The sequence below is a fragment of the Pedobacter sp. PLR genome, from assembly GCF_026239675.1.
Classification (GTDB): Bacteria; Bacteroidota; Bacteroidia; order Sphingobacteriales; family Sphingobacteriaceae; genus Pedobacter.
Genome location: NZ_JAPIVQ010000001.1, coordinates 743,837 through 770,270 on the forward strand (window position 1 = coordinate 743,837; position 26,434 = coordinate 770,270).

At 39.8% G+C, this 26,434-nt stretch carries 17 protein-coding genes and 1 tRNA gene; 10 read left to right on the forward strand and 8 right to left on the reverse strand.

Features of this window, described 5'->3' with window-relative positions; genetic code table 11:
• Positions 1–160 precede the first annotated feature (160 nt).
• The 6 genes from OQX61_RS03105 (at position 161) to OQX61_RS03130 (ending at position 11,871) form a co-directional block, all read left to right on the forward strand.
• Positions 161–2,941, forward strand: coding sequence for a TonB-dependent receptor (locus tag OQX61_RS03105; protein ID WP_265840196.1), 2,781 nt, complete (start codon positions 161–163; stop codon positions 2,939–2,941).
• Between the two features lie 6 nt (positions 2,942–2,947).
• Positions 2,948–3,706, forward strand: a complete 759-nt coding sequence (locus OQX61_RS03110; RefSeq protein ID WP_265840197.1) for a GLPGLI family protein — start codon at positions 2,948–2,950, stop codon at positions 3,704–3,706.
• Between the two features lie 158 nt (positions 3,707–3,864).
• On the forward strand, positions 3,865–5,481 hold the full coding sequence (locus tag OQX61_RS03115) for a CTP synthase (protein ID WP_265840198.1): 1,617 nt from the start codon (positions 3,865–3,867) through the stop codon (positions 5,479–5,481).
• 20 nt (positions 5,482–5,501) lie between these two features.
• Positions 5,502–7,301: a membrane protein insertase YidC gene (yidC, locus tag OQX61_RS03120; protein WP_265840199.1), complete on the forward strand. Its 1,800-nt coding sequence runs from the start codon at positions 5,502–5,504 to the stop codon at positions 7,299–7,301.
• A 15-nt stretch (positions 7,302–7,316) separates the two neighbouring features.
• Complete coding sequence (locus tag OQX61_RS03125) at positions 7,317–10,301, forward strand: prolyl oligopeptidase family serine peptidase (RefSeq protein ID WP_265840200.1); 2,985 nt, start codon at positions 7,317–7,319, stop codon at positions 10,299–10,301.
• A gap of 298 nt (positions 10,302–10,599) precedes the next feature.
• Positions 10,600–11,871 carry a spore maturation protein gene (locus OQX61_RS03130; RefSeq protein ID WP_265840201.1) on the forward strand — a complete coding sequence of 424 codons (1,272 nt, stop codon included), beginning with the start codon at positions 10,600–10,602 and terminating at the stop codon, positions 11,869–11,871.
• A gap of 134 nt (positions 11,872–12,005) precedes the next feature.
• Here the strand turns inward: OQX61_RS03130 and OQX61_RS03135 are convergent, their stop codons facing one another.
• The 3 genes from OQX61_RS03135 to OQX61_RS03145 all read right to left on the reverse strand — a co-directional run bounded on the left by OQX61_RS03135 (position 12,006) and on the right by OQX61_RS03145 (position 17,049).
• The gene (locus tag OQX61_RS03135; RefSeq protein WP_265840202.1) at positions 12,006–13,445 is read right to left on the reverse strand and encodes a SusD/RagB family nutrient-binding outer membrane lipoprotein; all 1,440 of its coding nucleotides are present in this window, start codon (positions 13,443–13,445) and stop codon (positions 12,006–12,008) included.
• Positions 13,446–13,455: 10 nt separating this feature from the next.
• Positions 13,456–16,680 carry a SusC/RagA family TonB-linked outer membrane protein gene (locus tag OQX61_RS03140; RefSeq protein ID WP_265840203.1) on the reverse strand — a complete coding sequence of 1,075 codons (3,225 nt, stop codon included), beginning with the start codon at positions 16,678–16,680 and terminating at the stop codon, positions 13,456–13,458.
• A gap of 132 nt (positions 16,681–16,812) precedes the next feature.
• On the reverse strand, positions 16,813–17,049 hold the full coding sequence (locus tag OQX61_RS03145; protein WP_265840204.1) for a hypothetical protein: 237 nt from the start codon (positions 17,047–17,049) through the stop codon (positions 16,813–16,815).
• A 177-nt stretch (positions 17,050–17,226) separates the two neighbouring features.
• Between OQX61_RS03145 and OQX61_RS03150 the strand changes: the two genes are divergently transcribed.
• Together OQX61_RS03150 and OQX61_RS03155 are read left to right on the forward strand one after the other, a co-directional pair.
• Positions 17,227–17,631, forward strand: coding sequence for an OsmC family protein (locus OQX61_RS03150; RefSeq protein ID WP_265840205.1), 405 nt, complete (start codon positions 17,227–17,229; stop codon positions 17,629–17,631).
• Positions 17,632–17,732: 101 nt separating this feature from the next.
• Positions 17,733–19,103, forward strand: a complete 1,371-nt coding sequence (locus tag OQX61_RS03155; RefSeq protein WP_265840206.1) for an exonuclease domain-containing protein — start codon at positions 17,733–17,735, stop codon at positions 19,101–19,103.
• Here OQX61_RS03155 and OQX61_RS03160 read toward each other — a convergent pair.
• Positions 19,100–19,570, reverse strand: coding sequence for a YciI family protein (locus OQX61_RS03160; protein ID WP_265840207.1), 471 nt, complete (start codon positions 19,568–19,570; stop codon positions 19,100–19,102). The genes OQX61_RS03155 and OQX61_RS03160 overlap by 4 nt on opposite strands.
• A gap of 175 nt (positions 19,571–19,745) precedes the next feature.
• On the opposite strand from OQX61_RS03160, the gene OQX61_RS03165 reads away from it, so the two are divergent.
• Positions 19,746–19,819: transfer RNA gene (locus OQX61_RS03165), tRNA-Arg, on the forward strand.
• A gap of 161 nt (positions 19,820–19,980) precedes the next feature.
• Here the strand turns inward: OQX61_RS03165 and OQX61_RS03170 are convergent.
• From OQX61_RS03170 to OQX61_RS03180, 3 genes are all read right to left on the reverse strand, one after another.
• Positions 19,981–20,694 (reverse strand): SPFH domain-containing protein, encoded by a 714-nt coding sequence (locus tag OQX61_RS03170; protein ID WP_265840208.1) that lies wholly within the window; start codon positions 20,692–20,694, stop codon positions 19,981–19,983.
• A 520-nt stretch (positions 20,695–21,214) separates the two neighbouring features.
• On the reverse strand, positions 21,215–21,520 hold the full coding sequence (locus tag OQX61_RS03175) for a hypothetical protein (protein ID WP_265840209.1): 306 nt from the start codon (positions 21,518–21,520) through the stop codon (positions 21,215–21,217).
• A 129-nt stretch (positions 21,521–21,649) separates the two neighbouring features.
• On the reverse strand, positions 21,650–22,252 hold the full coding sequence (locus OQX61_RS03180) for a GNAT family protein (protein WP_265840211.1): 603 nt from the start codon (positions 22,250–22,252) through the stop codon (positions 21,650–21,652).
• A gap of 571 nt (positions 22,253–22,823) precedes the next feature.
• Here OQX61_RS03180 and OQX61_RS03185 point away from each other — a divergent pair.
• Positions 22,824–24,323 carry an acyl-CoA dehydrogenase family protein gene (locus tag OQX61_RS03185; protein WP_265840212.1) on the forward strand — a complete coding sequence of 500 codons (1,500 nt, stop codon included), beginning with the start codon at positions 22,824–22,826 and terminating at the stop codon, positions 24,321–24,323.
• 60 nt (positions 24,324–24,383) lie between these two features.
• Here OQX61_RS03185 and OQX61_RS03190 read toward each other — a convergent pair whose 3' ends face one another.
• A complete protein-coding gene (locus OQX61_RS03190) occupies positions 24,384–26,411 on the reverse strand; it encodes an ATP-binding protein (RefSeq protein WP_265840214.1) in 2,028 nt (675 codons plus the stop codon).
• Positions 26,412–26,434 lie beyond the last annotated feature (23 nt).

A 26,434-nucleotide genomic window follows, 5' to 3' on the forward strand; every position in this document is an offset into this window, starting at 1 on the left:
CATCAAACACAGAAAAGGTTAAGCCCTATCGCAACTTTTAAAATTTTAACACTTAACGCTGCCTGATTTAAAATTCTTAAAAGAATATGATTAAAATTAATAGAGACAAAAAAAATGTTGCTAGATTTAGGAAATCACCAGGAGAGATAGCCGGTAAATTATGCTGAAAAAATTTTTCACTTATATAATTTTCACTTTATTTTCATTTACCAGTTTAGCGCAAAAATCTGTCATTAAAGGTTTAGTGGCTGATACCTTAGAAAAAAAGGTTCTTGAAAATAGTGCAGTCCTGTTGATCAGGGCTTCGGATTCTATATTGGTAAAAACAGCCCGTACGGACAAAAACGGACGTTTCGAATGGGGAAATATTGGAAAGGGCAGTTATCAGCTCCTGATTACTTACCCTAAAATGGCCGATTATATCCGGAACATCAATATTGTAGGAGATACGCTTGTTGACGTCGGAAAGGTAAATATGGAATTAAAGTCCAAATTACTGACTGAGGTGGTCATAGCGGCCACCAAAAAAGCCATCAGAATGCGTGGTGACACCTTAGTTTTTCAGGCAGACAGTTTCGCCGTACGAAACAATGCCAATGTACAGGAATTGCTAAAAAGGCTTCCGGGCATTGACGTGGACAAAAACGGTTCGATTAAATCTCAGGGGAAAGAGGTAAAAACCGTCCTGGTGGACGGTGATGAGTTTTTTGGCGATGATCCCCTGCTGGCTACCAGGTATTTAAAAGCGAATGCAGTAGATGAAGTACAGGTGTATGAACGAAAAAGTAAGGCAGCCGAGCTGACCGGAATTGACGACGGCATCAAGCAAAAAACCATCAATATCAAACTCAAAGACAATGCAAAGAATGGTTATCTAACCACACTGGATGCCAATGCAGGGAGCGATGCCTTTCAGGATTACGGCGGGATGATTGGTGCGTTCAAAAGTAAATTGAAGATGGCCATCTTCGGCACCTATTCTAACCTCGACAACGACTCTAAGATCAACAATTCCATGCGAAAGCTCAAAGGAGAAGATTATGACCAGATTGAGATTGGAGACGATGGCAGTTCCATTATGTATTCTTCCGGCGGTGATGATGATGACGATTACTATTCCTCTACCGGAGGTCTCCCGAGCAATATCAATCTTGGCGCCCATTTTTCTGATAAATTTTACCATAATCAGATGGGTTTAAAAATGAACTTCAAAGTATTTAATAACCAGAACAACAACCATAAAACTTCCACTTCACAGGAATTGTTACCTTCCGGACAGCAATTTATGAGTATGGGCACTACAGACGATCATTCTAATGTTACCGGCGAAAATATCCGTGGTACCTATACCTACCATACCGACTCTTTATCTATCCTAAAAGTATCATTTGGCCTGAAAAAGAACCGGAGTTATAACGAGTCCAAAAGTCTGAATGGCAGTAAAAATGAATTTGGAATACTGATCAGTCAGAATAATCAATCCAACATTGGAAATGGCTCTGCCGACCTGTTTAACGGTAATATCAACTGGTCAACAAAATTTAAGAAAAAAGGAAGGGTCTTATCGATTGATATTCAGCCGGAAAGTCAGAACAGCGAAGGCCTGGAGCGCAGTATAAACCATACCGAATATTACAATTCACAGGGTCAATGGAACCGCAGTGAAGACATTAATCTGATCAAGGACAATTCGGGTAAGCAAAATTCTATTGGAACCAGAATCAGCTATGCAGAATTACTAAGTAAACACTGGTCAATGGAAGCAGGTTATACCTTCAAAACCATCGCTTCCAGTAGTAACCGGTTAGTTTTTGATGCAGTTACAGGTGTATCCCAAAAGATAGATTCCCTCAGTAATAATTTTAAGTTCATTAATTTTTCAAATATTGGGAAGATGATCTTTCAGTATAAAGTGAAAAATTTCTCCGTATCAAGTGGTCTTGAGGCGACGCAAACTAATTTTGAATTAAAAGATCTGGATAAAGCCGGTAATTTCAAGCGGAATTACCTGAACCTCTCCCCACGAACCAATATCTTTTACAAAATCAGCAACAGTACGAGTATGTCGTTAAACTACAATGGCTACACGCAACAACCTAGCATTGAGCAGATACAACCTGTAATTCAAATTAACACACCTCTATATCAGGTGATTGGTAATTCGACTTTAAGGCCTTCTTTCACCAACAATTTCGCCATTTCCTACAGTAGTTATATGATGAATTTTGATCAGTTTTTCTCTACATATCTGAATTATGGTTTCACCAATAATGCGATTGTAGGCTCTGAAATTGTGGATGAATTTAACAAAAGGGTTTCCAGCTTTATCAATTTAAACGGCAATAACTCCCTGAGTGGAAATGTGTATTATTCCAAAGGATTTTCGAAACTTCATTTCCGCATGGGGCTGGATCTGAGCTTTTACCGCTCGGGTAACGTCGCAAGAATCAATGGAGTGCGCAATAGAACGATCAATACGCAATACAATGCAAAGGCTTCATTCAACTATTACACGCCAAAAGTAGACCTTTCTTACGCTCCTTCTGCTTCTATTATGTATGGCACTTCTTCTATCGGTGGTTTTAATGATGGAAAAAGCATCATCCACAACCATGAATTTTCCGGAACAGTGCAATTGCCTTACCGTTCAGAGTTTAACAGTACCTTGTCTGTGTCTCTTCGTCCGGCCAACTCTTCTTTCGGAACAGACCTGAATGTGGTGATACTGAACAGTTATCTGGCAACTAAACTAGGGAAAAACGAGGCTTTTGAACTGAAACTTACCGCAACAGATATCCTGAATCAAAAGATTGGCTATAGCCGGTTTGTGGGTGGAAACCTGATCTCTGAAAACACATTTAGCTATATTCCACGTTATGTATTGATTGGTATAAACTGGAATTTAAGTGGTAACTTTACTAAGGCCCAGGCTAATCCATAAATGATCATGAAGCAATTGATTTGTCTGTTACTTTTTTCCATTTCTTTTACTGCGGTAAGGGCACAGCAGCTTTTCATTCCGAATGGAACGATCATCTTTGAGAAAAAGGTAAATCTCCAGCGGCGCTTAGCAGATTCAGGATTTCCCGAAGAGTCGAAAGAGCGGGTAAAAAAGTACAAAATCAACCATTGGGAATTGTCATTTGATGCGTCAAAATCCATTTTCCGTCCGGTGAAAGAAGCTGAAGAATCCCTGGATATTGGTTTTTACGGATCTACTGATGATCCTGAAAATGAACTATATGCCAACTATCCGCAAAATAAGCGGGTGCTCAAAAAGAAAATCTGGGGAGACGATTACCTCTTAAATGACACCATCCCTAAAGTAGAATGGAAAATCATGCATGAGTTGCGGAATATTGCCGGCTATGATTGCAGAAAAGCGATTGGCGTCATTAATGATTCTGTGTATGTGGTGGCTTTTTATACGGATGAAATCCTGCTAAAAGGCGGCCCGGAAGGCTTCAGTGGCTTGCCGGGGATGATTCTCGGCCTGGCAATTCCGCGCTATTACAGCACCTGGTTTGCGACAAGAGTAAAACCATATACGGAACAATCTTTGACAATCATCCCGCCATCAAAAGGGAAAAAGACGGAAACCGCAAAAGAATTTAATAAACTGATCGAAATCTTTACACGATATGATATCCTGCAAAAACAAAAACCAGAAGAGGTCAAAAAGCGGCTCTACGGTTTTGTACTCTAACATTATCAGTGATAACTGCTTATGTCTGGAATTTGCAACATCAACAAAATTTCCGCAATTAGCCCTTTAGCTTCCGTTTTATTTGCTAACTTTGTATCCCGTACAAAAACAATAAAAGTAGCCGTTAAAACTGCCTTTATTTTCAGAAAATCACAAACATGACTAAGTATATTTTTGTTACGGGCGGTGTTACTTCCTCTTTAGGTAAGGGCATCATCTCCGCTTCATTAGCCAAATTATTACAAGCAAGAGGTTACAGTGTAGCCATTCAAAAATTTGATCCGTATATCAATATCGATCCGGGAACATTAAATCCATACGAACATGGCGAATGCTTTGTGACGGAAGATGGTGCGGAAACAGATCTTGACCTTGGTCACTATGAGCGTTTCTTAAACATTCCTACTTCACAGGCGAACAACATTACGACCGGAAGGATTTATCAAAATGTAATCAACAAAGAGAGACAAGGTGAGTATCTTGGAAAAACCGTTCAGGTAGTTCCACACATCACTGATGAGATCAAACGCAACATGCGCATCTTAGGTGATACAGGTAAATACGACATCGTAATCACAGAACTTGGTGGTACTGTTGGTGATATTGAATCTTTACCTTTCATTGAAGCTGTACGTCAGTTTAAATGGGAAGAAGGTGCAAACAATGCCATTGTAATTCACCTGACTTTGATTCCTTTCCTTGCAGCTGCCGGTGAATTGAAAACAAAACCAACACAACATTCCGTAAAAGCATTATTGGAATACGGTATTCAACCGGATATCCTGGTTTGTCGTACAGAACACCATATCAATATGGATATCCGTAAGAAAATCGCGTTATTCTGTAATGTGAACATCAATGCGGTGGTAGAATCTATCGATGCTTCGACCATTTATGATGTGCCATTGTTGATGATGAAAGAGCAATTAGACAAAACGGTATTGAGCAAGTTGAAGCTGGCGCAGAAAAACGAACCGGATATGGAAAGCTGGAAAGACTTCCTTGGTCGTTTGAAAAACCCTACTTCAGAAGTTAAAATCGGTCTGATTGGTAAATATGTAGAGCTTCCTGATGCTTACAAATCGATTATTGAATCTTTTGTACATGCAGGTGCTAAAAATGAGTGTAAAGTAAAAGTAGAATATATCCATTCAGAGGGGGTCTATGCAGACAATGCCAAAGAAAAATTAATGCATTTAGACGGTGTATTGGTTGCTCCGGGTTTTGGTAGCCGTGGTATTGAAGGAAAAATTGATGCGATCAAATATGTTCGTGAAAATGATGTTCCTTTCTTCGGTATCTGTTTAGGTATGCAGTGTGCAGTAATTGAATTCGGTAGAAATGTATTGGGCTTAACCAATGCAAATACCGTTGAGATTGATGAAAACACAGAGCATCCAGTGATCAACATGATGGAAGATCAAAAAACGGTGACCAACAAAGGTGGTACCATGCGTTTAGGTTCTTACCCATGTGATGTTAAAAAAGGTACAAAAGCTTTTGCAGCTTACGGTAAAGCTCACATCACTGAGCGTCACAGACATCGTTATGAATTCAATAATGCGTATTTAGAGCAGTATGAAGCAGCAGGAATGATTGCTTCAGGATTAAATCCTGATAGCCATTTAGTAGAAATTGTGGAGCTTAAAAACCATCCTTTCTTCGTTGGTGGACAATTTCATCCAGAATTAAAATCAACAGTTGCTAATCCTCACCCACTTTTTGTTAAATTTGTCGCCGCTGCGATGGAATTTGCAAAGAAAAAAATCAAATAATACGAGTTTAAATAACAATAATGGATAGAAATACGTTTACAGGCCTGTTCCTGATCATGATCGTTTTGGCCGGTTCTTTTTACTTTTTTGGTCCCAGTCAGACTGAAATCACCAAAGAAAAGGAAAGAATTGCCGCAGATTCTTTGAAAAAAGTTAATGCAGCCACAAAAACCACTGCTCCTACAATAGCAGCGGCAACACCAGCTGTTGATTCAGCAACATTATCAGGACCATTTGGTGGCAGCATCACAGGTACAGCTAAAACAACTGTTTTAGAAAATGAAAACTTAAAATTAACGCTGACCAATAAAGGTGGTAAGATCTTATCTGTACAGGTAAAAGGTCAAAAAACTTACAATGGAAAACCGGTTATTTTATTTGATGGTGACCAGAATAAGTTCGGGTTAAAAATGAACATCAACGGTAAAATCTTAAATACCAATGATCTTTATTTTACGCCAACCGTAACGGACAATAAAGTGAGCATGCGTGCCACTTATCAAGGTGATAAATACATTGAATATACTTACGATCTAAAACCAAAATCGAATAATGTTGCTTTTAACATTAATCTGAATGGTTTAAATCAGGTGATCCAAACGGATTCTATCTCATTAAACTGGTCTGCAACGTTATTAGAGCAGGAAAAATCTGCTGCAAAAGAAAAAGAGCACGCTGCTCCTTTCTACAAATACACAACTGAAAGTCCGGATCATTTGAGCGTTGCTAAAGATGAAACTGAAGAGTTGAAAAAAGGAAAGATCGAATGGTTCTCCTTCAAACAACAGTTTTTCTCTGCGGTATTGATTCCTAAAGATGCTTTTGAAAGCGGTAAACTTGCCGTTACAGTTGCGACTGAACCGGGTCTGATCAAACGTTATGATGCCGATATGAAAATGCATTTCGGTCAGACTGCTGCTCAAAACTACGCGATGGATTTCTACTTCGGTACCAATAAGTTCTCTGAGCTAAAAGCACAAGGGCACGAAATTGAAAAACTGGTAGATATGGGTTACTGGCCTTTAAAATACATCAACAGATTTGTCGTATTGCCGGTATTTAAATTCCTGGAAGGTTTTGGATGGAACTATGGCGTGATCATTCTGATCCTGACAATCCTTCTTAAAGTTGCCATGTCTCCTTTGACGTATAAATCATACATCTCTATGGCTAAGATGAGAATTCTTAAACCAGAAATGGATGTGATTAAAGCTAAAGTAGGCGAAGATAATCCAACACTTTTACAGCAGGAATACCTGAAATTGTATAAGCAGGTAGGCGTAAACCCGCTGGGTGGCTGTTTACCAATGCTCCTTCAATTGCCTTTTGTAATGGCCTTCTTCTTCTTCTTCCCGAACTTATTTGAGTTAAGAGGAGAAAGCTTCTTATGGATGAAAGATCTTTCCACTTATGATGATTTCATCAAATTTGGTTTCACCATTCCATTTATCGGAGATCACTTGAGTTTAATGTGTGTATTGATGACGATTTCGACCTTGATCTACACTTATTTCAATAACCAGATTTCTGGTGCAACAGGTCAGATGAAATACATTGGTTACATCATGCCAATCATTTTCTTAGGGGTGTTGAATAGCTATCCTTCCGGATTAAACTATTACTACTTCCTTGCGAATATGCTGACGTTTGCTCAGCAGTTCATGATTAAATCTATGGTTGATGATGAAAAGATTCACCGTACTTTACAAGAGAACAAAACAAAACCTGTGGAGACTAAAAAGAAATCTAAATTCCAAACGAGATTAGATGACTATATGCGTTCACAACAACAAGCTGCAACACAGTCGAAGAAAAAATAGTCTTTTTAAAAGACGATGCAAAAAGCACCTTTCGGGGTGCTTTTTGTGTTTAAGGCCGATTTTTATTGTAATAATTTGGTGGAGATTGCGGAAATCGTGCTAAAAAACCAGAAATTTAACGTTGAAGAAATCAACAATAAAAAAACTGTCTTTATGATGCACAAAAAACTCACACTAATGTTCCTTTTATTGGCCAGCGCTGCATATGCGCAGAAAAAGCCATTGGACCATAGTGTTTATGATACCTGGGAAGCTGTGGGATCGAAACAACTTAGTAACAATGGTCTCTGGGCCATGTATGGCATTAATCAACAAGAAGGCGATGCCAATCTATACCTGAATAATCTGGTCAGCCTTTCGAAAATAAAAGTAAACCGCGGTACAAATGCACAGTTCAGTGCAGATTCAAAATATGCAGTCTTTGTCATTAAACCTTTTCAGAAAGATATACGTCAGGCAAAAATTAAAAAGAAAAAAGCAGATGATCAGCCTAAAGATAGTTTAGGGATCGCAAACTTAACCAGTATGGCGATTCTAAAGGTAGCTCGCGTGAAATCCTTTAAAATGCCGGAAAAATCTGCCGGCTTCTTAGCTTATCAGTTGGAAAAACCTTTAGATACTGCGAAGAAAACCACCACTCCTGCTACTACAGATAAGAAAAAAGATAGCGAAGATTTCTTTGCTGATGATGAGCCTGGTGCCGCCTCCAAAACAGAGGGAACGGATCTGATCTTTAAAAATCTGGTTACCGGTGTAGAGCGCACTTTTAAATATGTTAGCGAGTATGCGTTTAGTAAAAACGGCAAGCAGTTTATCTTCGCAGCTACTGGTGCTAAAAAGGACAAAACAGCTCCGGTAGGTGTCTTTGTCTTGAATACAGAAAAAGGTACTTTGAAAACATTGGTTAAAGGAAAAGGTACTTTCAAAAACTTTGCGTTTGATGAAGAAGGAGCGTATTTGGCTTTTGTTGGTGAGCAAAGTCCGGAGAAAGCCGAGATTAAAGAGTTTAATGTGTATTACAATTCGCTTTCTTTAGATACCGCGCAGATTCTGGTTGACAATGGCATTCCAGGTATGCCTAAAAAATGGACTGTAAGTGGTGATTCCCGCATTAACTTTAGCAAGGATGGTACGAAGTTGTTCTTCGGCATCGCTCCGGTTAAAACACAAAAAGATACGACTCTCGTAGATTTTGAAAATGCGAAACTGGACATCTGGGGTTATAAAGACGATTACCTGCAACCAATGCAGTTGAAAAATGCGGATAAGGAAGCGAAAAGAGCTTACCTGACTTCCATTGAAATCTTTAACAGTGATCCTAAAATCGTTCCTCTAACTGACCTGAAACTACCTGATGCAGTGATTATGGATGAAGGAAATGCTCCTTTCGCCCTGGCTTCTACAGATTTTGGCAATAGGGTTCAGCAGCAATGGACGGCAAGTTCCATCAAAGATTATTACCTTGTTGATGTAAAAACCGGCGCGAGAAAGAAAATTATTGAAAACCTTTCTGGTTCTGCAATGGCTTCGCCAGGAGGTAAATATGTGCTTTACTTTGATAAAATAACCGGTAATTATGCGACATATCAGGTAGCTACCGGCAAGGTAACTACGTTGAATACTGGTTTAGCCGTAAAACTGGTAGATGAAGAAAATGATGTTCCGGACAATCCTTCTGCGTATGGTGTTGCTGCCTGGACTGAAGATGATAAGACAGTTTTAATCTACGACAAGTATGATATCTGGGAATTCTCCCCTGAAGGGAAAAGTCCGGCAAAAAATATGACCAATGGTTTCGGCAGACAAAACAAGCTGACTTTCCGCTACCAGAAGGTGGATCCTGAAAGCCGTTTCCTGGAGAAAAAGCAACACATCTTAATGGATGCTTTTAACAATGCCAGCAAAGAAAACGGTTTCTATAAAACCAATGTTGGTGACCAGAAGAATCCGGAACTGATCGTCATGGAAAAATACAAGTACTCTGATTTAGCAAAAGCTAAGGACGCAGAAATGTATATCTACGACAAGGGGAACTATAGCGTTTCGCCAAATGTGTATGTTTCAAAAGATCTGAAAACAGAGATTAAGTTGAGTAACACCAATCCTCAGCAGCAAAACTACAACTGGGGTACCGCGGAATTGGTAAAATGGGAAACGCCTAAAGGATATAAGTCGGAAGGGATTTTATACAAACCGGAGAATTTTGATCCGGCTAAGAAGTACCCTATGATCGTGTATTTCTATGAGAAGCTTTCTGATGGTCTGTTCTCTTATCAGGCCCCTGCTCCTACACCTTCCAGATTGAATATTCCATTTTTTGTGAGTAATGGCTACCTGGTATTTGCACCGGATATCTCTTATGAAACTGGTTATCCAGGGAAATCTGCTGAAGAATTCATCAACTCCGGTGTGGAAACACTGAAGAAAAACCCTTGGGTGGATGGCACCAAAATCGGCATTCAGGGTCAGAGCTGGGGTGGTTATCAGGTAGCACACCTGATTACACGTACCAATATGTATGCCGCTGCCTGGGCTGGTGCTCCGGTAGCCAACATGACTTCTGCTTATGGTGGTATGCGCTGGGAAAGTGGAATGAACAGACAATTCCAATATGAGAAAACGCAAAGTAGAATCGGTGCTACCCTTTGGGAAAAACCAGAATTGTATATCGAGAACTCTCCCTTATTTTTCTTACCGAAGGTAAATACGCCTTTAGCAATCATGGCAAACGACGCTGATGGCGCCGTACCATGGTACCAGGGAATTGAGTTGTTTAGTGGTTTAAGACGTTTAGGTAAACCGGTATGGATGCTTAACTATAATGGTGAAGCACACAACCTGATCCAGCGTCAGAACAGGAAAGATATCCAGATCAGAGAACAACAGTTTTTCGATTATTACCTGAAAGGTGCTAAAGCTCCGATATGGATGACTTCAGGAATCCCTGCTACAGAAAAAGGAAGAACCTGGGGTTTTGACCTGACAGACGAAAAACCTTAAATGATTAATATACAGGCAACAAATGATGTTTAAATGCTAATGTTTGTTGACTAAAAACGAAGCGGCCGCATCCATTAATTGGTGATGCGGCCGCTTTGCTGTTTACACGTTTTCTTTATCAAAAACAACATAGAGATCAATTCCTTAGATGAATTTAAACAATGAGCTATGCAGCATGCTTTCGGTTCTATGATGACATATAACCACTTTCTTTCCCCAAAGCGATAATTATTGCGGTTCAACACCTGATTATTAGAATCAAAACTATAAATTTAACCGTTCAACTAATTTTGTTTTAATGGCCCTAAGTAGGATCTGGTCTGCATTCATTATCATTGCGATTGTAGTAGCCAGTATTAAGTGTTTCTTTTTCGGAGAAACAGAAATTTTCAACCTCATGATCATCGGAAAAGCCAGTGATCCAGGTAATGTATTAAAGGTAGATGGGATCATTGAAACCTGCTGGACTGCTGTAAATATCTGCCTAAAGCTGATTGGAATCATGGCCTTGTTTATGGGCTTTATGAGCATTGCTGAAAAAGCCGGAGGTATACGTTTACTATCCAGAATCATCAGCCCCTTCTTTTCAAAACTTTTCCCTGATGTACCTAAAGGTCACCCGGCAACGGGCCATATGGTGATGAATTTTTCGGCAAACCTGTTAGGCCTCGACAATGCCGCCACCCCTTTCGGACTGAAAACCATGGAAAGTCTGCAGGAATTAAATCCAAGTAAAGACACTGCTTCCAATGCACAGATCATGTTTCTTTGCCTGCATGCTTCGGGATTAACCCTGATTCCGGTAAGTATCATCGCCGTGCGCGCTTCTTTAAATTCAGCAAATCCAACAGATATATTTATCCCTTGCATGATTGCTACTTTCGTAGCCACCATGGCCGCCATGTTTATCGTTTCTTTTAAACAAAAGATCAATATTTTTCAGCCGGTCATCATGGTCTGGGTACTGAGCCTTTCCTCGATAATCGGTTTACTGGTACTTTACCTTACCAGTCTCAGCACTGCCGGACTGCAGCAGTTCTCCGGAATTCTAAGCAATGGGTTATTATTATTGATTTTCCTGTTGATTGTTTTAGGTGGACTCTATAAAAACATCAACGTATATGATGCTTTTGTAGAAGGTGCAAAAGGCGGTTTTGACACCGCAATACGGATTATTCCTTACCTGGTGGGGATGTTAGTGGCTATCAGCTTACTCCGTACCAGTGGTACTTTTGATATTGTCATTAATGGTATTAAGCACGTTTGTACTACATTAGGTATGGATTCCCGTTTTATTGATGGTATACCAACAGCCTTAATCAGGCCATTAAGCGGAAGTGGTGCCAGAGGGATGATGATTGATACGATGAATACTCATGGTCCGGATTCCTTTGCCGGCAGATTATCTAGTATTCTACAAGGTTCTTCAGATACTACGTTTTACGTGATTGCGGTTTATTTTGGTGCGGTAAACGTGACCAATACGCGTTATGCCATTGGTGCGATGTTATTGGCAGATTTAGTGGGTGTATGTACCGCCATCGGCTTATGTTACCTGTTTTTCGGGTAATTATCGCAGTTGTTTTGTTAAAACAGATTACATGCTGTGGGTTTAAGGTCTTTATGAAGGGTTAAATCAATACTCAATGAAAAGGGGTCTAAAATCATGGTTTTAGACCCCTTTTCATTGGTTAAAGCTATAAATCAGGGCTTATCCCACCATACTCTTGAATTTAGGTTATCCGCGCCACCATAGGGGAACGCAGCAACTGCTGCACTATAATTCGCCCCGTTATTGGTGTTTTCTTGTGTAGGATACCCTTCCCTTCTTGGAATTGGCGCATTGTTGTTATTTGGTGCAGGGCTCAACAACGGAAAACCCGTTCTTCTCCATTCTGCCCATCCTTCATAGCCATGAAGAAATAGATGTACCCAACGCTGTTCCCCAATCTGACGTAAGGCAGTCGCAGGTTGATAAACCACTGGTGCCTGTGCCATAAACGCAGCTAATCCTACCGTACTGTTATTGTTCCACTGCAAAACAGACTGCTCAATCGCCATATCATAATTCGTCTTTGCGACAGCATCTCCACCAGAAATCCAGCCTATTTTCGCAGCCTCTGCCTTCGCAAATAAAGCCTGTGCGTAAGTAACCAGGTAAACCGGCGAATTCTGCTGACGAAGTGCCGTACCTAACAGTGAAAAGTTATTGATTACTACAGCTACAGAACCCGGCAATCCGTAATCTAAGCCCACATAATTACCTGCCACATTTTTATCTGCAAAAACCGGCAATCTTGGGTCATTTAAAGGCAACATATAATCTACAATGGGCTTACTCACCGCAAACCACTTTCTATTTAATCTGGTAAATGAGGTATACCAGTAGTTTTCATTTACCTTATCCGCCAGGTGATTGTACGTTAAATTATCATTGTTTTTATCCATAATCCCATTGGTCAGTGCTTTCTGAAATTCCGCGGTTCCTTTAGCTGCATCAACTTTAGAAAGCCTTAAAGCCATCAACAGATGAATCGTATTGCCCAGTTTTTTCCACCTGGCCACATCACCATTATAAATGATATCATTTTTAATATTACCAGGCACAAAAGCTGCATTCGCCTCATCCAACAGTTTAAAAAGCCCGTCATACACTGCCTGTTGAGAATCATAGGCAGGCGTAAAATTCCCCGCTGCTTTTAAGGCCTGACTGAAAGGAATCGATCCCCAACGGTCGGTAATGTGCCATAAAAAATAAGCTTTCAGGATCTTGGCAACTGCAATCTGGTTCGCGACCGGCCCTTCATTAGGATCATTTGCAACTTCCATTGCCTTTTCCAAATTCATCAGCGGACCGGCATAGATCAGGTAGAAATTAAAATTGACCGTATTGTAACGGCTATTTTCCGTGAAGGAAGTATTGGATAGGTATTGGGGATAATGCTCGCCGTAAATAGAGGCGGACTTGTCGAAAGTAGTAGCGATATCCGCCAGACTTATTTGCGAATTCGCAATCAATTGTGTGGCCGAAGCCTTTACCGGATTGTTCGGATCTGTGTTGATTGCATCATCAAACTTGTTGCAGGCACTTGTCAATGCGGCGAGCAAAAAGATCAGGTATATGGGTTTATTTATTTGTTTCATTTCTCTAAGGTTAAAATGTGAGGTTCAGATTAATGCCATACGATCGTACCGTTTGCAACTCTCCTTTTTCCAGCCAACTGATGGAAGCGCTTCCTGTAGAAAGTTCTGAAGGGTCTAATCCTTTAGGTGCTTTTTGCCAGATCATTACTGGATTTCTGGCCATTACCGACACCTTGGCCGATTTAAAGGGGGTCTTTTTCAACAGATCTCCGGAAAAATTATAACCCAGACTAACCTCCCTTAATTTGATGTAAGAAGCATCATACAGCCATTCCTCATAAATTTTGGTTCCAATATTGTTTCTGAAATAAGTCCTGGCATCTACATAACCATTAAACTCTTGTCCGCCTACATTCTGGCCGGCAATCATGGTCCCTGGCGCATAGATTCCGTTCAATTTCACCCCTCCGCCTGTAGCCAAAGGATCACGTACATTTGAGCCTTTATCGTTCAATACCGCTGTTTCTGCGGCTTGCCCTGATTTAACGGCCAGCATTTTGGACCAGCTAAAGAATTGTCCGCCACTCTGAAAATCGATCATCGCCGAAAGGTCAAACTTCCCGATTTTGAAGTGATTCAGGAAACCTCCGGTAAATTCCGGCAACACGCTACCGAAATCATGGTTGGTTTCTACGAGCGGCATATTATCGGAGCCCAACAGGATTTTCCCACTTTGTGGATCACGTTGATAGGCTTGCCCGACTAAACTTCCGAAGCCTTTATTTAGCGTCGCATTCAGGTAAATATTAACACTCGAATAGGTGTTCACATCTAACTGATAGACGGTTAAGTCTTTGTACAGTTCTTTAATCACGCTTTTATTTCTATTGAAATTAAGCGTAGCATCCCAACTAAATATTTTCGACTGAACCGGTGTTCCTGTTAAAGAAAACTCAATCCCTTTATTTTGAATCATCCCTGCATTGATCACATTTGAAGTGTAACCACTGGCTCCGGAAACAGACAAATCTATGATCTGATTCTTATTCTTTTGATTGTAATAAGTGAATTCCAGCCCCAGTCTGTTCTTTAGAAATTTCAGGTCTGTACCGATTTCAAAAGAGTGTGCAAAGGCTGGTTTAACATCTGGATTATTCAATTTATCAGGCACAAAAAGCGTGTTGATATTGGTGGTCGTATTTTTATAAACACTACCGGGAGAATAGGTATAGGCAATCTGATAAGGTTTTAGGTCTGATCCTGCAACCGCATAACTCGCTCTTAATTTACCAAAAGAAAGCGGTTCCCATTTGGTCAGCTGACTAAATACAAAACTTCCGGAAACCGATGGATACCAATAGGAATTGTTGTTTTTTGGCAAGGCCGAGGAGTTGTCATTTCTAATCGAGGCATCCAGGAAATAAGTGTCTTTATAACCAACTGAAGCCATCGCATAAGCACTTCTGATCTCTTTTCTTCTTTCATAAGATCTGCTGTCCGGCCGGTCTACAGACCCTGCAATATTGTAATAATCCGGACTGGACAATCCGCCTACAGTAGCCTGGAAAGTGGACGTAAATTTCTCCGTGTAAAGGTTGGCACCAAAATTCCCGTTGATGGAGAAATCACCGAATTGCTTGTTGTATTGTGCTAAAAACTCATAATTATTATCGATGCCCTGATATTTCCCGACTGAATAACCTGGATCTAAACGTCCTCCAAGCGCTTCTTTATGCGTAATGTTTTGAATGTAACGATCGGTACGGGCGAAAGCACTTAATTTCAATTCCGGCAATACCTGGTAGTTGAGGTTGACATCACCAAAAAGACGATCACGATTGTCGTTATTTAAACTTTTATACGCATCAAAAAAAGGATTGTTCCAATCACTGGGCTTGTTATTATCTGCGGTGATCATTCCGGTAACCGTGTTCGGATTCACGTTCCAGTTCAGAATTGTGCCGTCAGCATAACTGTACCTGCGCAATTTATCCAGGTCTATGTTTCGTTGAAACCATTGTGTTGCTCCGGTAAATGAGCCTTGATAGCCCTGTACTGGACGTTGACCGCTATTATTCGCATAATTTCCATTCACACCAACGGTTAGTTTGTCGGTTAACTTCAGGTCTGAACTCAAGCTCAGATTATTGCGTTTCAACCATGTATTTGGAATGGTTCCATTGATATATGCGTTGTTATAACTTAAACGGAAGGAAGAGTTCTCATTTCCTCCTGAAACTGACAAACTGTTATTGATGTTCAATCCTGTTTCATAAAAGTCTTTTATATTATCTGGCTGAGGAACAAAAGGCGATGCTTTTCCAAAGTCCGGGTCCTGAGGATAGAAACTATAGAACATCCTGACTGGCGTCCCATCCATTCGGGGGCCCCAGCTTTCATCATTTCCATTTACATATTTCTCGCCATTGGCCAAAGTGAGGAAAGTTTGATTATTCCCTACGCCATAGGTATTTTGTAATGGGGTAAAATTACTGACTTTCTCTAAAGAGAAACCTGAGTTAAACCGGACTTCGACTGATTTAGGTCCTTTCCTTCCTTTTTTCGTGGTGATCATGATGACACCATTTTGTCCGCGGATACCGTATAATGCGGAGGCAGCAGGTCCTTTTAACACATTTAACGACTCGATATCTTCAGGATTGATATCCTGGGAGATGTTACCTAGATCCACTCCATTGCCTGAAGCAGTACTAAAGTTAGCGTCAGAAATAGGTGTGCCATCCACCACAATTAACGGCGCACCGTCTCCATTTAAGGAATTGACTCCTCTGATTTTGATCTTCTGCGTACCGCCCATGCTTGCACCCGAAGAGCCAACTACTTGTACCCCGGCAATTTTACCGGCAAGGGAACCCAGTACATTTTGCTCTTTCGTCATGGTCAGATTTTCGCCTTTTAAGCTTTGAGTGGCATAACCCAGGGATTTTTCACTACGCTTAATCCCGAGGGCTGTCACCACGACTTCTCCAAGAGATTGCGCGTCCTGGGCCAGGGCGACGTTAATGGTAGTTCGGTTATTTATGGGGACTTCCTGTGTTAGATAACCCAGGTATTTTACGACGAGTGTCGTGGCATTGGCCGGTAAAGTGAGACTGTAACTACCATCCGGTTGAGAAGAGGTTCCTGCACTGCTGCCTTTAACAAGGACACTAGCACCTGGAATCCCTGTTCCATTACTGGCGTCGCTGATCTTACCCTTCAAAATTTGTTGGGAAAAACCACTGAAAGCGAATAAAATGAAACAGGAACAAATGAGGGTGAATCTTTTGTTCATGTGGTTAGTATTTTAGGTTTGGTACAGAAAAATACTAAAAAATGACAAGAAAATCAATAATTTGGAAGGTATAGAAGTATTTGAGACGAAGGTATTTCGGAATGAGGAACAAAAAACAGATTCAACGGAAAACTAGCGTAGTTTACTGATTGATAAGTGATTAATAATTTGCTCCAATATCCTTGGTTCTACGCTGGTGTGTCTGGATGACCTCCAGGTACTGGAAGAATCAAGCCATACGCAGAAAGAATGGTAGCCATCTAATACCACCGCATAAGTTTCATGGAAATCGTCTTGAATTCGCATGCAAAAACCATTCACAGGCTTGCCATGAATATCAAACTGAAAGTTGAGATAAGTGCTGAGCATATTTATAGTGGTTAGGTGAGTTATAACAAATCTAAGTTTGAAATGTTTAACTAATCTTAAGGAATTGATATTATATTGTAAAAATAACAGACGAATTATTGCACAATACCAAACGATTTAAACATTGAGTTGTTGCAATATTTATATAAGCTATACTAATCCCTTATTTTCCCCAATATGTCAGCAAGCAAAATCACCGCAATTACCGAATTAGACCAGTCTCATTACAAAACAAAGATCTATGCTGATGGCCATTTTATCTACGCGGATGAGCCGGAAGAGGTGGGTGGAACAGACGAAGGTATGTCGCCAGGTGCATTATTACTGGCAAGTTTAGGCAGTTGTACCGCCATTACGATCAGAATGTACGCAGACCGAAAAAAGATGAAGCTCGAAACAATCAAAGTGGAACTTGCCATTTGCAATGAAGAAGAAATGAGTAAGGAAACTACGATCACCAGAAAATTAACTTTTACCGGCGACTTGTCATCACAAGAGCATGACAGACTAATGCAGATTGCAGATAAATGTCCGATTCATAAGATTCTTAGTAATCCGATCAAAATAGAAACCAGCGTTTAAAAATGTAATTTCTTACAATCGAGTCATTTATTAGAATTATTTAATAATATACTAAATTAATTAGCATATTTACGGATTAAAATCACTCTTTTAAAGAAACTATGCTGTACGCTGTTGTAGATATAGAAACCACTGGCGGTCATGCTTCAGGAAATGGGATTACTGAGATTTCAATTCTGGTGCATGACGGCGTTTCTGTGGTAGATTCGTATGAAACACTGATCAATCCAGGACAATATATACCCGGTCATATTGAGGCTTTAACTGGCATCAGTAATGATATGGTTGAAAAAGCACCGATGTTTCATGAGGTGGCTGAGGTCATTTATAACCTGTTACAGGATAAGATTTTTGTGGCTCACAATGTAAATTTCGACTTTTCTTTTATCAAACATAACCTCAGCGTTGCAGGTTACGATTTATCCAGTAAAAAGTTATGTACCGTAAGATTGAGCCGTAAAATATTACCGGGACATGCTTCCTATAGTCTCGGGAAATTATGTGCCGCCTTAAAGATTTCTTTAAATAACCGTCACAGGGCTGGTGGTGATGCTGCTGCAACCGCAGAATTGTTAAGTCTGTTACTACTTAGTGATTCGGAAGGGGTTATTCAGGCTTCGCTTAAAGTCGGTTCCAAAGAACAGGCACTCCCTCCTAACCTCCCAAAATCTCAGATAGATCAGCTTCCATTATGTCCGGGGGTCTATTATTTTAAAGACCAGAAGGGAAAAGTAATTTATATCGGAAAGGCGAAGAGCCTGAAGAAAAGAGTTTGTTCTCATTTTACAGGAAATAATACCGGAAAGCAGCGCCAGGATTTCCTTAAAGACATTTATACCATAGATTTTGAGGTTTGCGGGACTGAACTCATGGCTTTTATCCTGGAAGCTACGGAAATCAAAAGACTATGGCCGGAAAACAACCGTTCCCTAAAGCGTTACGAACAAAAATATGCACTCTACGCTTTTGAAGATCAAAAAGGCTATCTCAGATTGGGTCTGGATACTTTCAAGAAGAATATGCCGGTTTTATATAGTTTCAATACTATTCTGGAAGGTCATCATGTGCTAAAGATTCTGATCAAAGATCATTTTCTATGCGAGAAGCTTTGCTATATCCAAAGTAAAAGACTGGCTTGTACGGGTCATGAAGAAGGAAATTGTAGTGGTGCCTGTCTGGGTAAGGAATCCGCTCCTGCTTATAATGTACGGGTAAAATATGCCATCGAACAGCTGAAAACCATGCTGCCCAGCTTTGCCATTTTAGATACCGGCAGAACAGAAGACGAACAAAGTTGTATCCTTGTGGAGCAGGGGAAATTATACGGTATGGGCTATATTTCTCAGTATTCGGATGTTAAAGAGCCGGGAATGTTGAAATCAGCCATGCAGCCTTTCCCTTCTAATGATTACATCATGCACCTGATTCTGGCACATACCGAATTGCATCCACAAAAGCGTCTTGCGATCTAATGACTATGCTTTTCTATTTTACTATGGATTTTCAGCGTTTCTTTTAATGCTGCTGAACCGTACCATATAAATAGCTCAACATCCAACAATCTGGATTTAACTGCAGGATCTGTGCCCACTAATTGCTCCGCTTCGGCAATGGTAGGCACATCAAGAATGAAGATTCCACGATAGTTTTTATCATTTTTCCCCATTGGGCCAGCCACTACCAGCTTCCCTTTCTCTACCAATTTGCCGATATTTATCATGTGGCCAGCAAATACGCTATCTTGTTTTGTTTTCGAAAAACCCTTTTCAGTGCCTGTTTTTAAAATAGCAAGCACATAAGTCTTCATTCCGTACTCATCGGCATGAAGTTCCTTAGCTAGCTTCTCATCGTAGTTTTCATTGGTTTTTTGAGCTAAAACATCGGTATAAAAACCTGTAGTGCAACAGATTAACACGAAAAATAATTGTTTAATGTTCATTTTAGACGAAACCAGAGGCTATATCCCCTACATTTCCATTCAACTAAATTACATTTTTTTTCACACTGTATCATCCTTAAAAGCAGGCAAATGCGCTTTAGAGGCAATGAAAATGCAAAATAGATTTGTAGATGTTCATTATTACTCCTACATTTGTCGCACCAACAAGGGAAACGCATCCATAGCTCAGCTGGATAGAGCAACGGTTTTCTAAACCGTAGGTCATAGGTTCGAATCCTATTGGGTGTACAAGATTTATTTCTTAATTAAAGGCGACGTTGCTCCAGACGTCGTCTTTTTTTTGTTTAAAGGGATTTTAGCCGGGACTTTTAAAAAGTCCATCACTGCAATACAAAAACATCAAATATATTTCCAGCCTCAATGAGCTCATCAAGGCTGGATTTCTGATTTTACTTCTCTTCTACTACCTGCTCATCTTTATGAACAGTCACCTCCACCTTAGTCGCACCTGCCCTTGCAGCTGAAACAGCCTTTCCAATTTCAGTCAGGCCTTTTGACTCGTAAATCTTCATTGCGGTAACCACATCAATAGCCTGCCTTGTCTGCTCCTCTGGAATTGGCACAAATGAAAGGAAGTTTAAGGTAACTCCTTTCGATTTCAAAAGATCATTTACATTTTTCAGCAACTCAGCCTCAAACTCATTTTGATTGAAATCAACGATATCCTCATTCAGAAGGAGATCTCTCGCAATTTCTTTAATCCTTTTATCTATCACTGAATTCTCAGCAGTTTCATATGCTTTTGAACTATTCACCTCACTATCACTGTCACTATTCATTTTGCCCAGATATTTAGCCTCGCCAATGTATAATTTCGCATCCGTGATGGAATAATCGTAGGTAACTTCAATTTTCGCCATTACACGGTTTTTAAAAGCGCTTTTAAATACGCTTTCCCCTTGCATTGGATAATCTGGCACTGTAATTTTATAGGAACACATCCCAACACCTTTAGGAACCGTTTCCCCTGCTTTAATCAGTTCCCAGCTTACACCGCAGTTACTGGTATAAAGTGTTTGCACATTAGATTGAGCGCGGTCGCAGGAGGAAAGGAAGAGCGCCATAAGGCAGATAGACGTGCCAGCAAATAGATTTTTCATCATTTAGTTATTTTTTATTCGTTTGATTAATAAGTAAGAAATGTAGATGACAACAACCGGACATAGCGCGCCAACAATTGTGAAGAATAAGCCGGCACTGGAATAATACTTACCGACAACATAAACCTGATACCAGAAATTGATCAGTGTGACAGCTAGTATAGCTATCAAAATGTAGAGCGTTATTTTCATACCTCTAATTTATATTTTTTACTCTTATTACTTACCACTATTTTGGAATTTAAGAAGGGAGGAAAAAAACAGACCTATTGCATAGCGAGTCAAGCCCTGGCGGTGTTGATGAAAACTTATTCCCGTATAAGACAGATTGTAGAACAGTCATAGTTGTCGAAGGGTTAATCAAGGATTAATGGAGGATTGACGAAGGATATCCCTTAATCAGGCGCGGTTAACCCTTCGACGAGTCCTGAGCAATCCTTCTTCAACCAGCAATACCATATCAATCCCTTAGCAGTTTTACACGAATAAAACTACTGCCTTAACAACAAAAAGACACGGGATCTTAGTAACTCGCCTCTGTCGAGATCAATTGCTGATCTATAGATTTGATCAAATGATCATTAAAAGCAGGTGTATTCAGCTCTTTCAAAGAAATATCCAGATTTAGATACTTACCATAAAAGCTCTTCACCAGCAACTTTACCTGGTCGGGACGGTCATCGGGATGACCACCCACCTTATCAGAATACTTATCAATATGGCATACGTACAGGTAATGATTGCCATTGTATTCAAAACTTTTAATATTTGAATCCAGTTTATTTGGATCGACTTCTAAATGTAATTCGAACTTTTCTATTTTTTGCATCACTTATGGATAAGCATCAACTATTAGGGCCAATTTACACATTCTATTCCATAGGTACACGCACAAAGAACTACCTTAAAAAGGAACATTGTTCTTCTTATGGTAAACTGACAGAAAAACAAGGAAAAACTAAATCAGCTTACCTTTAAGCAACTCTTTTTTTCCTTCAAACCACTCTCCTTTAAGCATACTCAGCACCGCCGAATCCCTTCTGCTGCCATCCGGACGATAGCCGTTGCTTCTTAACAGCCCTTCAAAAGTGCAACCCAGACCTTTTATAGCGCGCATACTTCGCTCATTATTGCCATCTAAACGAAACTCCACCCTTTCCATCCCCATTTGCTCAAATACAAATTCAAATAGTAAATACTTGCAATGCTTGTTTAATCCTGTGCCCTGAAACTCTTTACCATACCAGGTATAACCCAGAGACAGACACTTATTGAACAGATCTATATCGTACAAACGGGTCGTCCCTGCATACGCTTGTTTTGTTTTATCAAACACAATAAAAGGATAAGCAATACCCTGTTCTTTAGCGATCAGGGCCTTTTCAATATACTGCTTCATTCCAGTCTCAGAACCTGCGTTTTGTAAGGAATAAGTCCACAATTCCGGTTCATTAACCGCAAACGTTTTCAAATGTTCAAAATTGGAAATTTGTAGCGGACGCAACAAGACCTGTTCGTCTTCCAGGATATAATCAGTTTCAGGATCAAAAATATACAGCATAATTAAATAATTATTGGATAAAGCTACAGAAAACTGATCTATCTGGAAACAGGGTTCGGCGCCCTTAACGATTACCCGGATTTTAGCCGGGGCGCTTAACCCTCTAAAAGAAAATATCAACGACTAACAGCAGATAAGTTATTCGCAATAGACGAATGCGTATCCTATTGTTTTGAATCAAATTATGATAATAAATTCATGAGCTACATAAATAATTTTCATTCTTCACAGCCATTCCAGTCCAGATTATTATGCTATTCCGTTATTTTTTTATAATTTTAACCTATTAAATAGGCATAAACCGTATATTTCGGTACTATCCTGAGCACAATGGAACGAATTTTCGTTTTTATTCCTGCTGAGATTAGATTAAACAGCTGTGTAAGAGGGAATAGGGACCTTCGCATCCACAATAAATCAAACCAATGTGACCGTGATCATTTTATGTTTCGCGGGATTGTCATTATTTTGAATTTGATGTTCAGCAAAAATTGTTTTTTATTTATAAAGATTCTAGATAAATATTCACTTATTTGCTTAACGATCTTTTTAAAATACTTGTATTCTATATATGACATTAACCGACATCAAGTTTTCTGATTACATCAGAGACTTCGAGCAAACATTGAAACACTTATTCCATGTTCAGGCAGACATTGATCAATTGAGTCTGGAAAGAGGCTTACCACCAGAAATTCTTAAAGGGATTATGGATCAAAAACCACTTTCCGTAGCAATTCCTACTGAATATGGTGGACGTGGAAGCATCGTTAAAGAATGCCTTGGCCTTTTAGCCGCTGCCTCTTATGAATCTCTACCCCTATCCTTAACTTTTGGAATCAATATCGCGCTTTTCTTAGAGCCTGTTTCAAAATATGCAGATGAATCCGTTAAAAAAGGGATCTTCGATAACTTTCTGGAAAAAGGACAAATGGGTGGTCTGATGATCACTGAGCCTGATTATGGCAGTGATGCACTGAACATGAAAACCGCCAGCAAAGTTGTTCCGGAAGGCTACCAGATTAAAGGAACCAAACATTGGCAAGGCCTTACAGGCATGGCTGATTACTGGATCATCGCAGCAAGAAATGAAAATGAGAATGGTGATTTAGGCAGGGACATCGATTTTTTCCTTTGCGACATCACTAAACCGAAACAGCAAATTGTAGTAGAAGAACTTTACGATAATCCGGGTTTGTACATGATCCCTTATGGATTAAACCAACTTGACCTTGTTGTTCCACAAAACTTCAGACTGAAACCAGAAACTACGGGCATCAAAATGATGCTGGACATTCTTCATAGAAGCAGGATGCAATTTCCTGGTATGGGAATGGGATTCATTAAAAGAATGCTGGATGAAGCGATGGAACATTGCCGCACGCGCATCGTGGGCGCTGGTAATTTAATGGCCATCGACAATGTGCAATTCCAACTTTCCAGAATTCAATCTGCTTATACCATCTGTTCTGCGATGTGTGCGCATAGTAGTGAGATCAGTGGTATTGAGCATAATCTAGCGATGGAAGGCCTGGAAGCAAACACCATGAAAGCTGTAGTAACCGACTTGATGCAGGAATCTGCACAACTACTGGTACAACTTTCAGGCGCTAAAGGCTACAGAACCAGCCACATCGGTGGTCGTGGAATCATGGACAGTCGTCCTTTCCAGATTTTCGAAGGATCAAATGAAATGCTATATAACCAAACGGCAGATATGGTGACCCGCTTAATGAAGAAACAAAAACAATCCAACCTTTTTGATTTCCTTGCTGAGTTTAAGATCACTTTTCAACCAGTTGCTTATTTTAAAGAGGAATTGTCTTTCCAACTATCGGAAAACCTTTCTCAACGTAAAATGGTAGATCTTGGTAAAATATTAGCCAGAGTAATCTGTGTTGGATATGTACTTAAATTACAAGAAAAAGGGTACAGAAAAGATCTGGTTGAAAACTGTATTACCATGGTTAAACAAGAGGTTTCAGCGTTAATCGCGTCGCTTAAATTCGAAAATAAAGTAAGTGCTATTGAGGATTATTCAACAGGTAGTTCCTGGTTAGATTTCGCATAATCAAAGAAATCATAACGTATAAAAAAGGCATTCATCAAATGATGAATGCCTTTTTTATGATTAATAATCAGTACTGACAACTTCCATCAGCAACTGATGCATTTCTTCAGGATTGAAGGGCTTTGACAACACATATTTGATGCCCATGTCCCATAAGCGTGCCCTCACTTCTTCAAGGATATCCGCAGTAAAAATGATCACCTTAACATTCGGATACAAAAGCTGCACCCTTCCTGCCAATTCATAACCATCCATTCCGGGCATATGCAAATCGATCAGGATGACATCTATTTCTTTTTCTTTTAAAATTTCCAGCGCGATACTCCCATTAACGGCCTGCTCCGCATTGAGTCCAAAACAGCTCAGCTGACGTTTTGCAACCAGCAAATTTACCGGATTATCATCCACTACCAATAATCTTAATTCAGGCAAAAGCCGAATTGGTATGATCTCCCTGGCTGCATTGAAACGCTTTTCTGAAATAGCAATGATTTTAAAGTCAATTTCAAATTCAAAAGTTGTCCCTCCTTCTGCTTTGCTCTTTAAAACGATCTCGCTTTTAAACAGATCAACCAATCCTTTAGTGATACTTAAACCAAGTCCTGTTCCTTGTTGCTGACGATGACTCGCCTGCTGTACCTGATGAAATTTATCAAAAACAAGGTTATGCAGGTGTTCAGGAATCCCGATACCTGAATCTTCAACTTTAAAACACAACCTCACCTTTTCGGCAGTACGCTCTATTATGGTTAAATAGATGGAAACATGGCCACTTTCTGTAAATTTAATGGCATTTCCAATCAGATTATTCAGGATCCGACCCAACCTCAGGTCATCTACATTCACCAGTTCAGGGATATGCTCATCATGGTAAAATCTGAGGTCCAGACCTTTTGCTTTAGCCAGGGATAAAAACTGCTTTTGAATGTTTCCAATGAAAGTCACCAATCGAATCTCATTCTCCATAAGCACCATTTTTTTATTCTCAATCTTCTCCAGATCTAATATATCATTCACTAAATTCAACAGGTGATTAGAGGAAAAGTTCAGGTGATCAATATATTCCCTAATATTGGGATCAGCATAAGTACCTTGATGAAGTAGGTTACAAATCCCTATAATTCCATTCAGAGGAGTTCGGATTTCATGACTCATTATAGAAAGAATCTCCGTCCTTTTTCTCGCAATTTGTTCCGCCAGATTTTTTGCTGCAATCAATTCTAATGTCTGATGCTGCAACTGGTCGCTCATTATCTTTTTTGCAGTAATATCTTCTATCACACAGATCAACCGTGTTTTTCCTTCTTTGGAAGTCGGATCAATCTTTTGAAACTTAGCACTATACCAGGCTTTTTTATCAGGATTAAAGTCTGGATAAATACATTCCTGACGTTCGCCGGTTAACAGCAGTTTCTCTATGCATTCCATGAAAATATTAGCAAAAGTCCCCATCACTTCTATCATGGTTTTCTCCATAAAGAATTCGGGGGCCATAAACAGTTTAGTCGGGTCTCTCACCCAAACCTTCTTGATCAGCGCATTTTCATCCAGCTCGATAATAATATCATCCAGTGACGCTATCAGCGCCTGTAGATGAGCCGTTTTACGATTTTGTCTGCTGATTTCTGCAACCGCATTTAAATGGAGCAACATCCCATTCAAAATAGGTAAAGCTGGTTTAACCTTATAATAATCTTTCAAAGTAAAAGGTTCCGTATTCCTAACCAGGTAAAATAACCGTTCTTTTCGTTGATCATCAAAAAGTGAACAAATCAGGACATGATATCCTTTAATATTTTTCAGTTCGTAATGAAAAGAAGTGGCAATATGATCCGTTAGTAAAAAATCACGAATCATATTGAGGTCAATATGACCACTATTTACCTCAACAGCTGGATTTCTCTCTACATCAATCAGTCCCGCAGCCAAACTTTCTGTTGCCATACATAACTCCAGGAGCAATGCTTCCAGTACGTTTATTTTAGCATCAGCGGAATAATAAGCCTGTTGGAATTCAAATAATTTATTCAGAAAAGCCATATCAGGCTGCTGCAAATCAGGATCAAAAAACTTTGATAAGGATTCCATAGGCTATATTTTACAATTGGAGG

Bases quoted from the DNA above. Each gene is read 5' to 3' on its own strand.
- OQX61_RS03105 (WP_265840196.1), top strand. From the start codon at position 161: ATGCTGAAAAAATTTTTCACTTATATAATTTTCACTTTATTTTCATTT.
- OQX61_RS03110 (WP_265840197.1), top strand. From the start codon at position 2,948: ATGAAGCAATTGATTTGTCTGTTACTTTTTTCCATTTCTTTTACTGCG.
- OQX61_RS03115 (WP_265840198.1), top strand. From the start codon at position 3,865: ATGACTAAGTATATTTTTGTTACGGGCGGTGTTACTTCCTCTTTAGGT.
- yidC (WP_265840199.1), top strand. From the start codon at position 5,502: ATGGATAGAAATACGTTTACAGGCCTGTTCCTGATCATGATCGTTTTG.
- OQX61_RS03125 (WP_265840200.1), top strand. From the start codon at position 7,317: ATGCAAAAAGCACCTTTCGGGGTGCTTTTTGTGTTTAAGGCCGATTTT.
- OQX61_RS03130 (WP_265840201.1), top strand. From the start codon at position 10,600: ATGGCCCTAAGTAGGATCTGGTCTGCATTCATTATCATTGCGATTGTA.
- OQX61_RS03135 (WP_265840202.1), bottom strand. From the start codon at position 13,445: ATGAAACAAATAAATAAACCCATATACCTGATCTTTTTGCTCGCCGCA.
- OQX61_RS03140 (WP_265840203.1), bottom strand. From the start codon at position 16,680: ATGAACAAAAGATTCACCCTCATTTGTTCCTGTTTCATTTTATTCGCT.
- OQX61_RS03145 (WP_265840204.1), bottom strand. From the start codon at position 17,049: ATGCTCAGCACTTATCTCAACTTTCAGTTTGATATTCATGGCAAGCCT.
- OQX61_RS03150 (WP_265840205.1), top strand. From the start codon at position 17,227: ATGTCAGCAAGCAAAATCACCGCAATTACCGAATTAGACCAGTCTCAT.
- OQX61_RS03155 (WP_265840206.1), top strand. From the start codon at position 17,733: ATGCTGTACGCTGTTGTAGATATAGAAACCACTGGCGGTCATGCTTCA.
- OQX61_RS03160 (WP_265840207.1), bottom strand. From the start codon at position 19,570: ATGAACATTAAACAATTATTTTTCGTGTTAATCTGTTGCACTACAGGT.
- OQX61_RS03170 (WP_265840208.1), bottom strand. From the start codon at position 20,694: ATGATGAAAAATCTATTTGCTGGCACGTCTATCTGCCTTATGGCGCTC.
- OQX61_RS03175 (WP_265840209.1), bottom strand. From the start codon at position 21,520: ATGCAAAAAATAGAAAAGTTCGAATTACATTTAGAAGTCGATCCAAAT.
- OQX61_RS03180 (WP_265840211.1), bottom strand. From the start codon at position 22,252: ATGCTGTATATTTTTGATCCTGAAACTGATTATATCCTGGAAGACGAA.
- OQX61_RS03185 (WP_265840212.1), top strand. From the start codon at position 22,824: ATGACATTAACCGACATCAAGTTTTCTGATTACATCAGAGACTTCGAG.
- OQX61_RS03190 (WP_265840214.1), bottom strand. From the start codon at position 26,411: ATGGAATCCTTATCAAAGTTTTTTGATCCTGATTTGCAGCAGCCTGAT.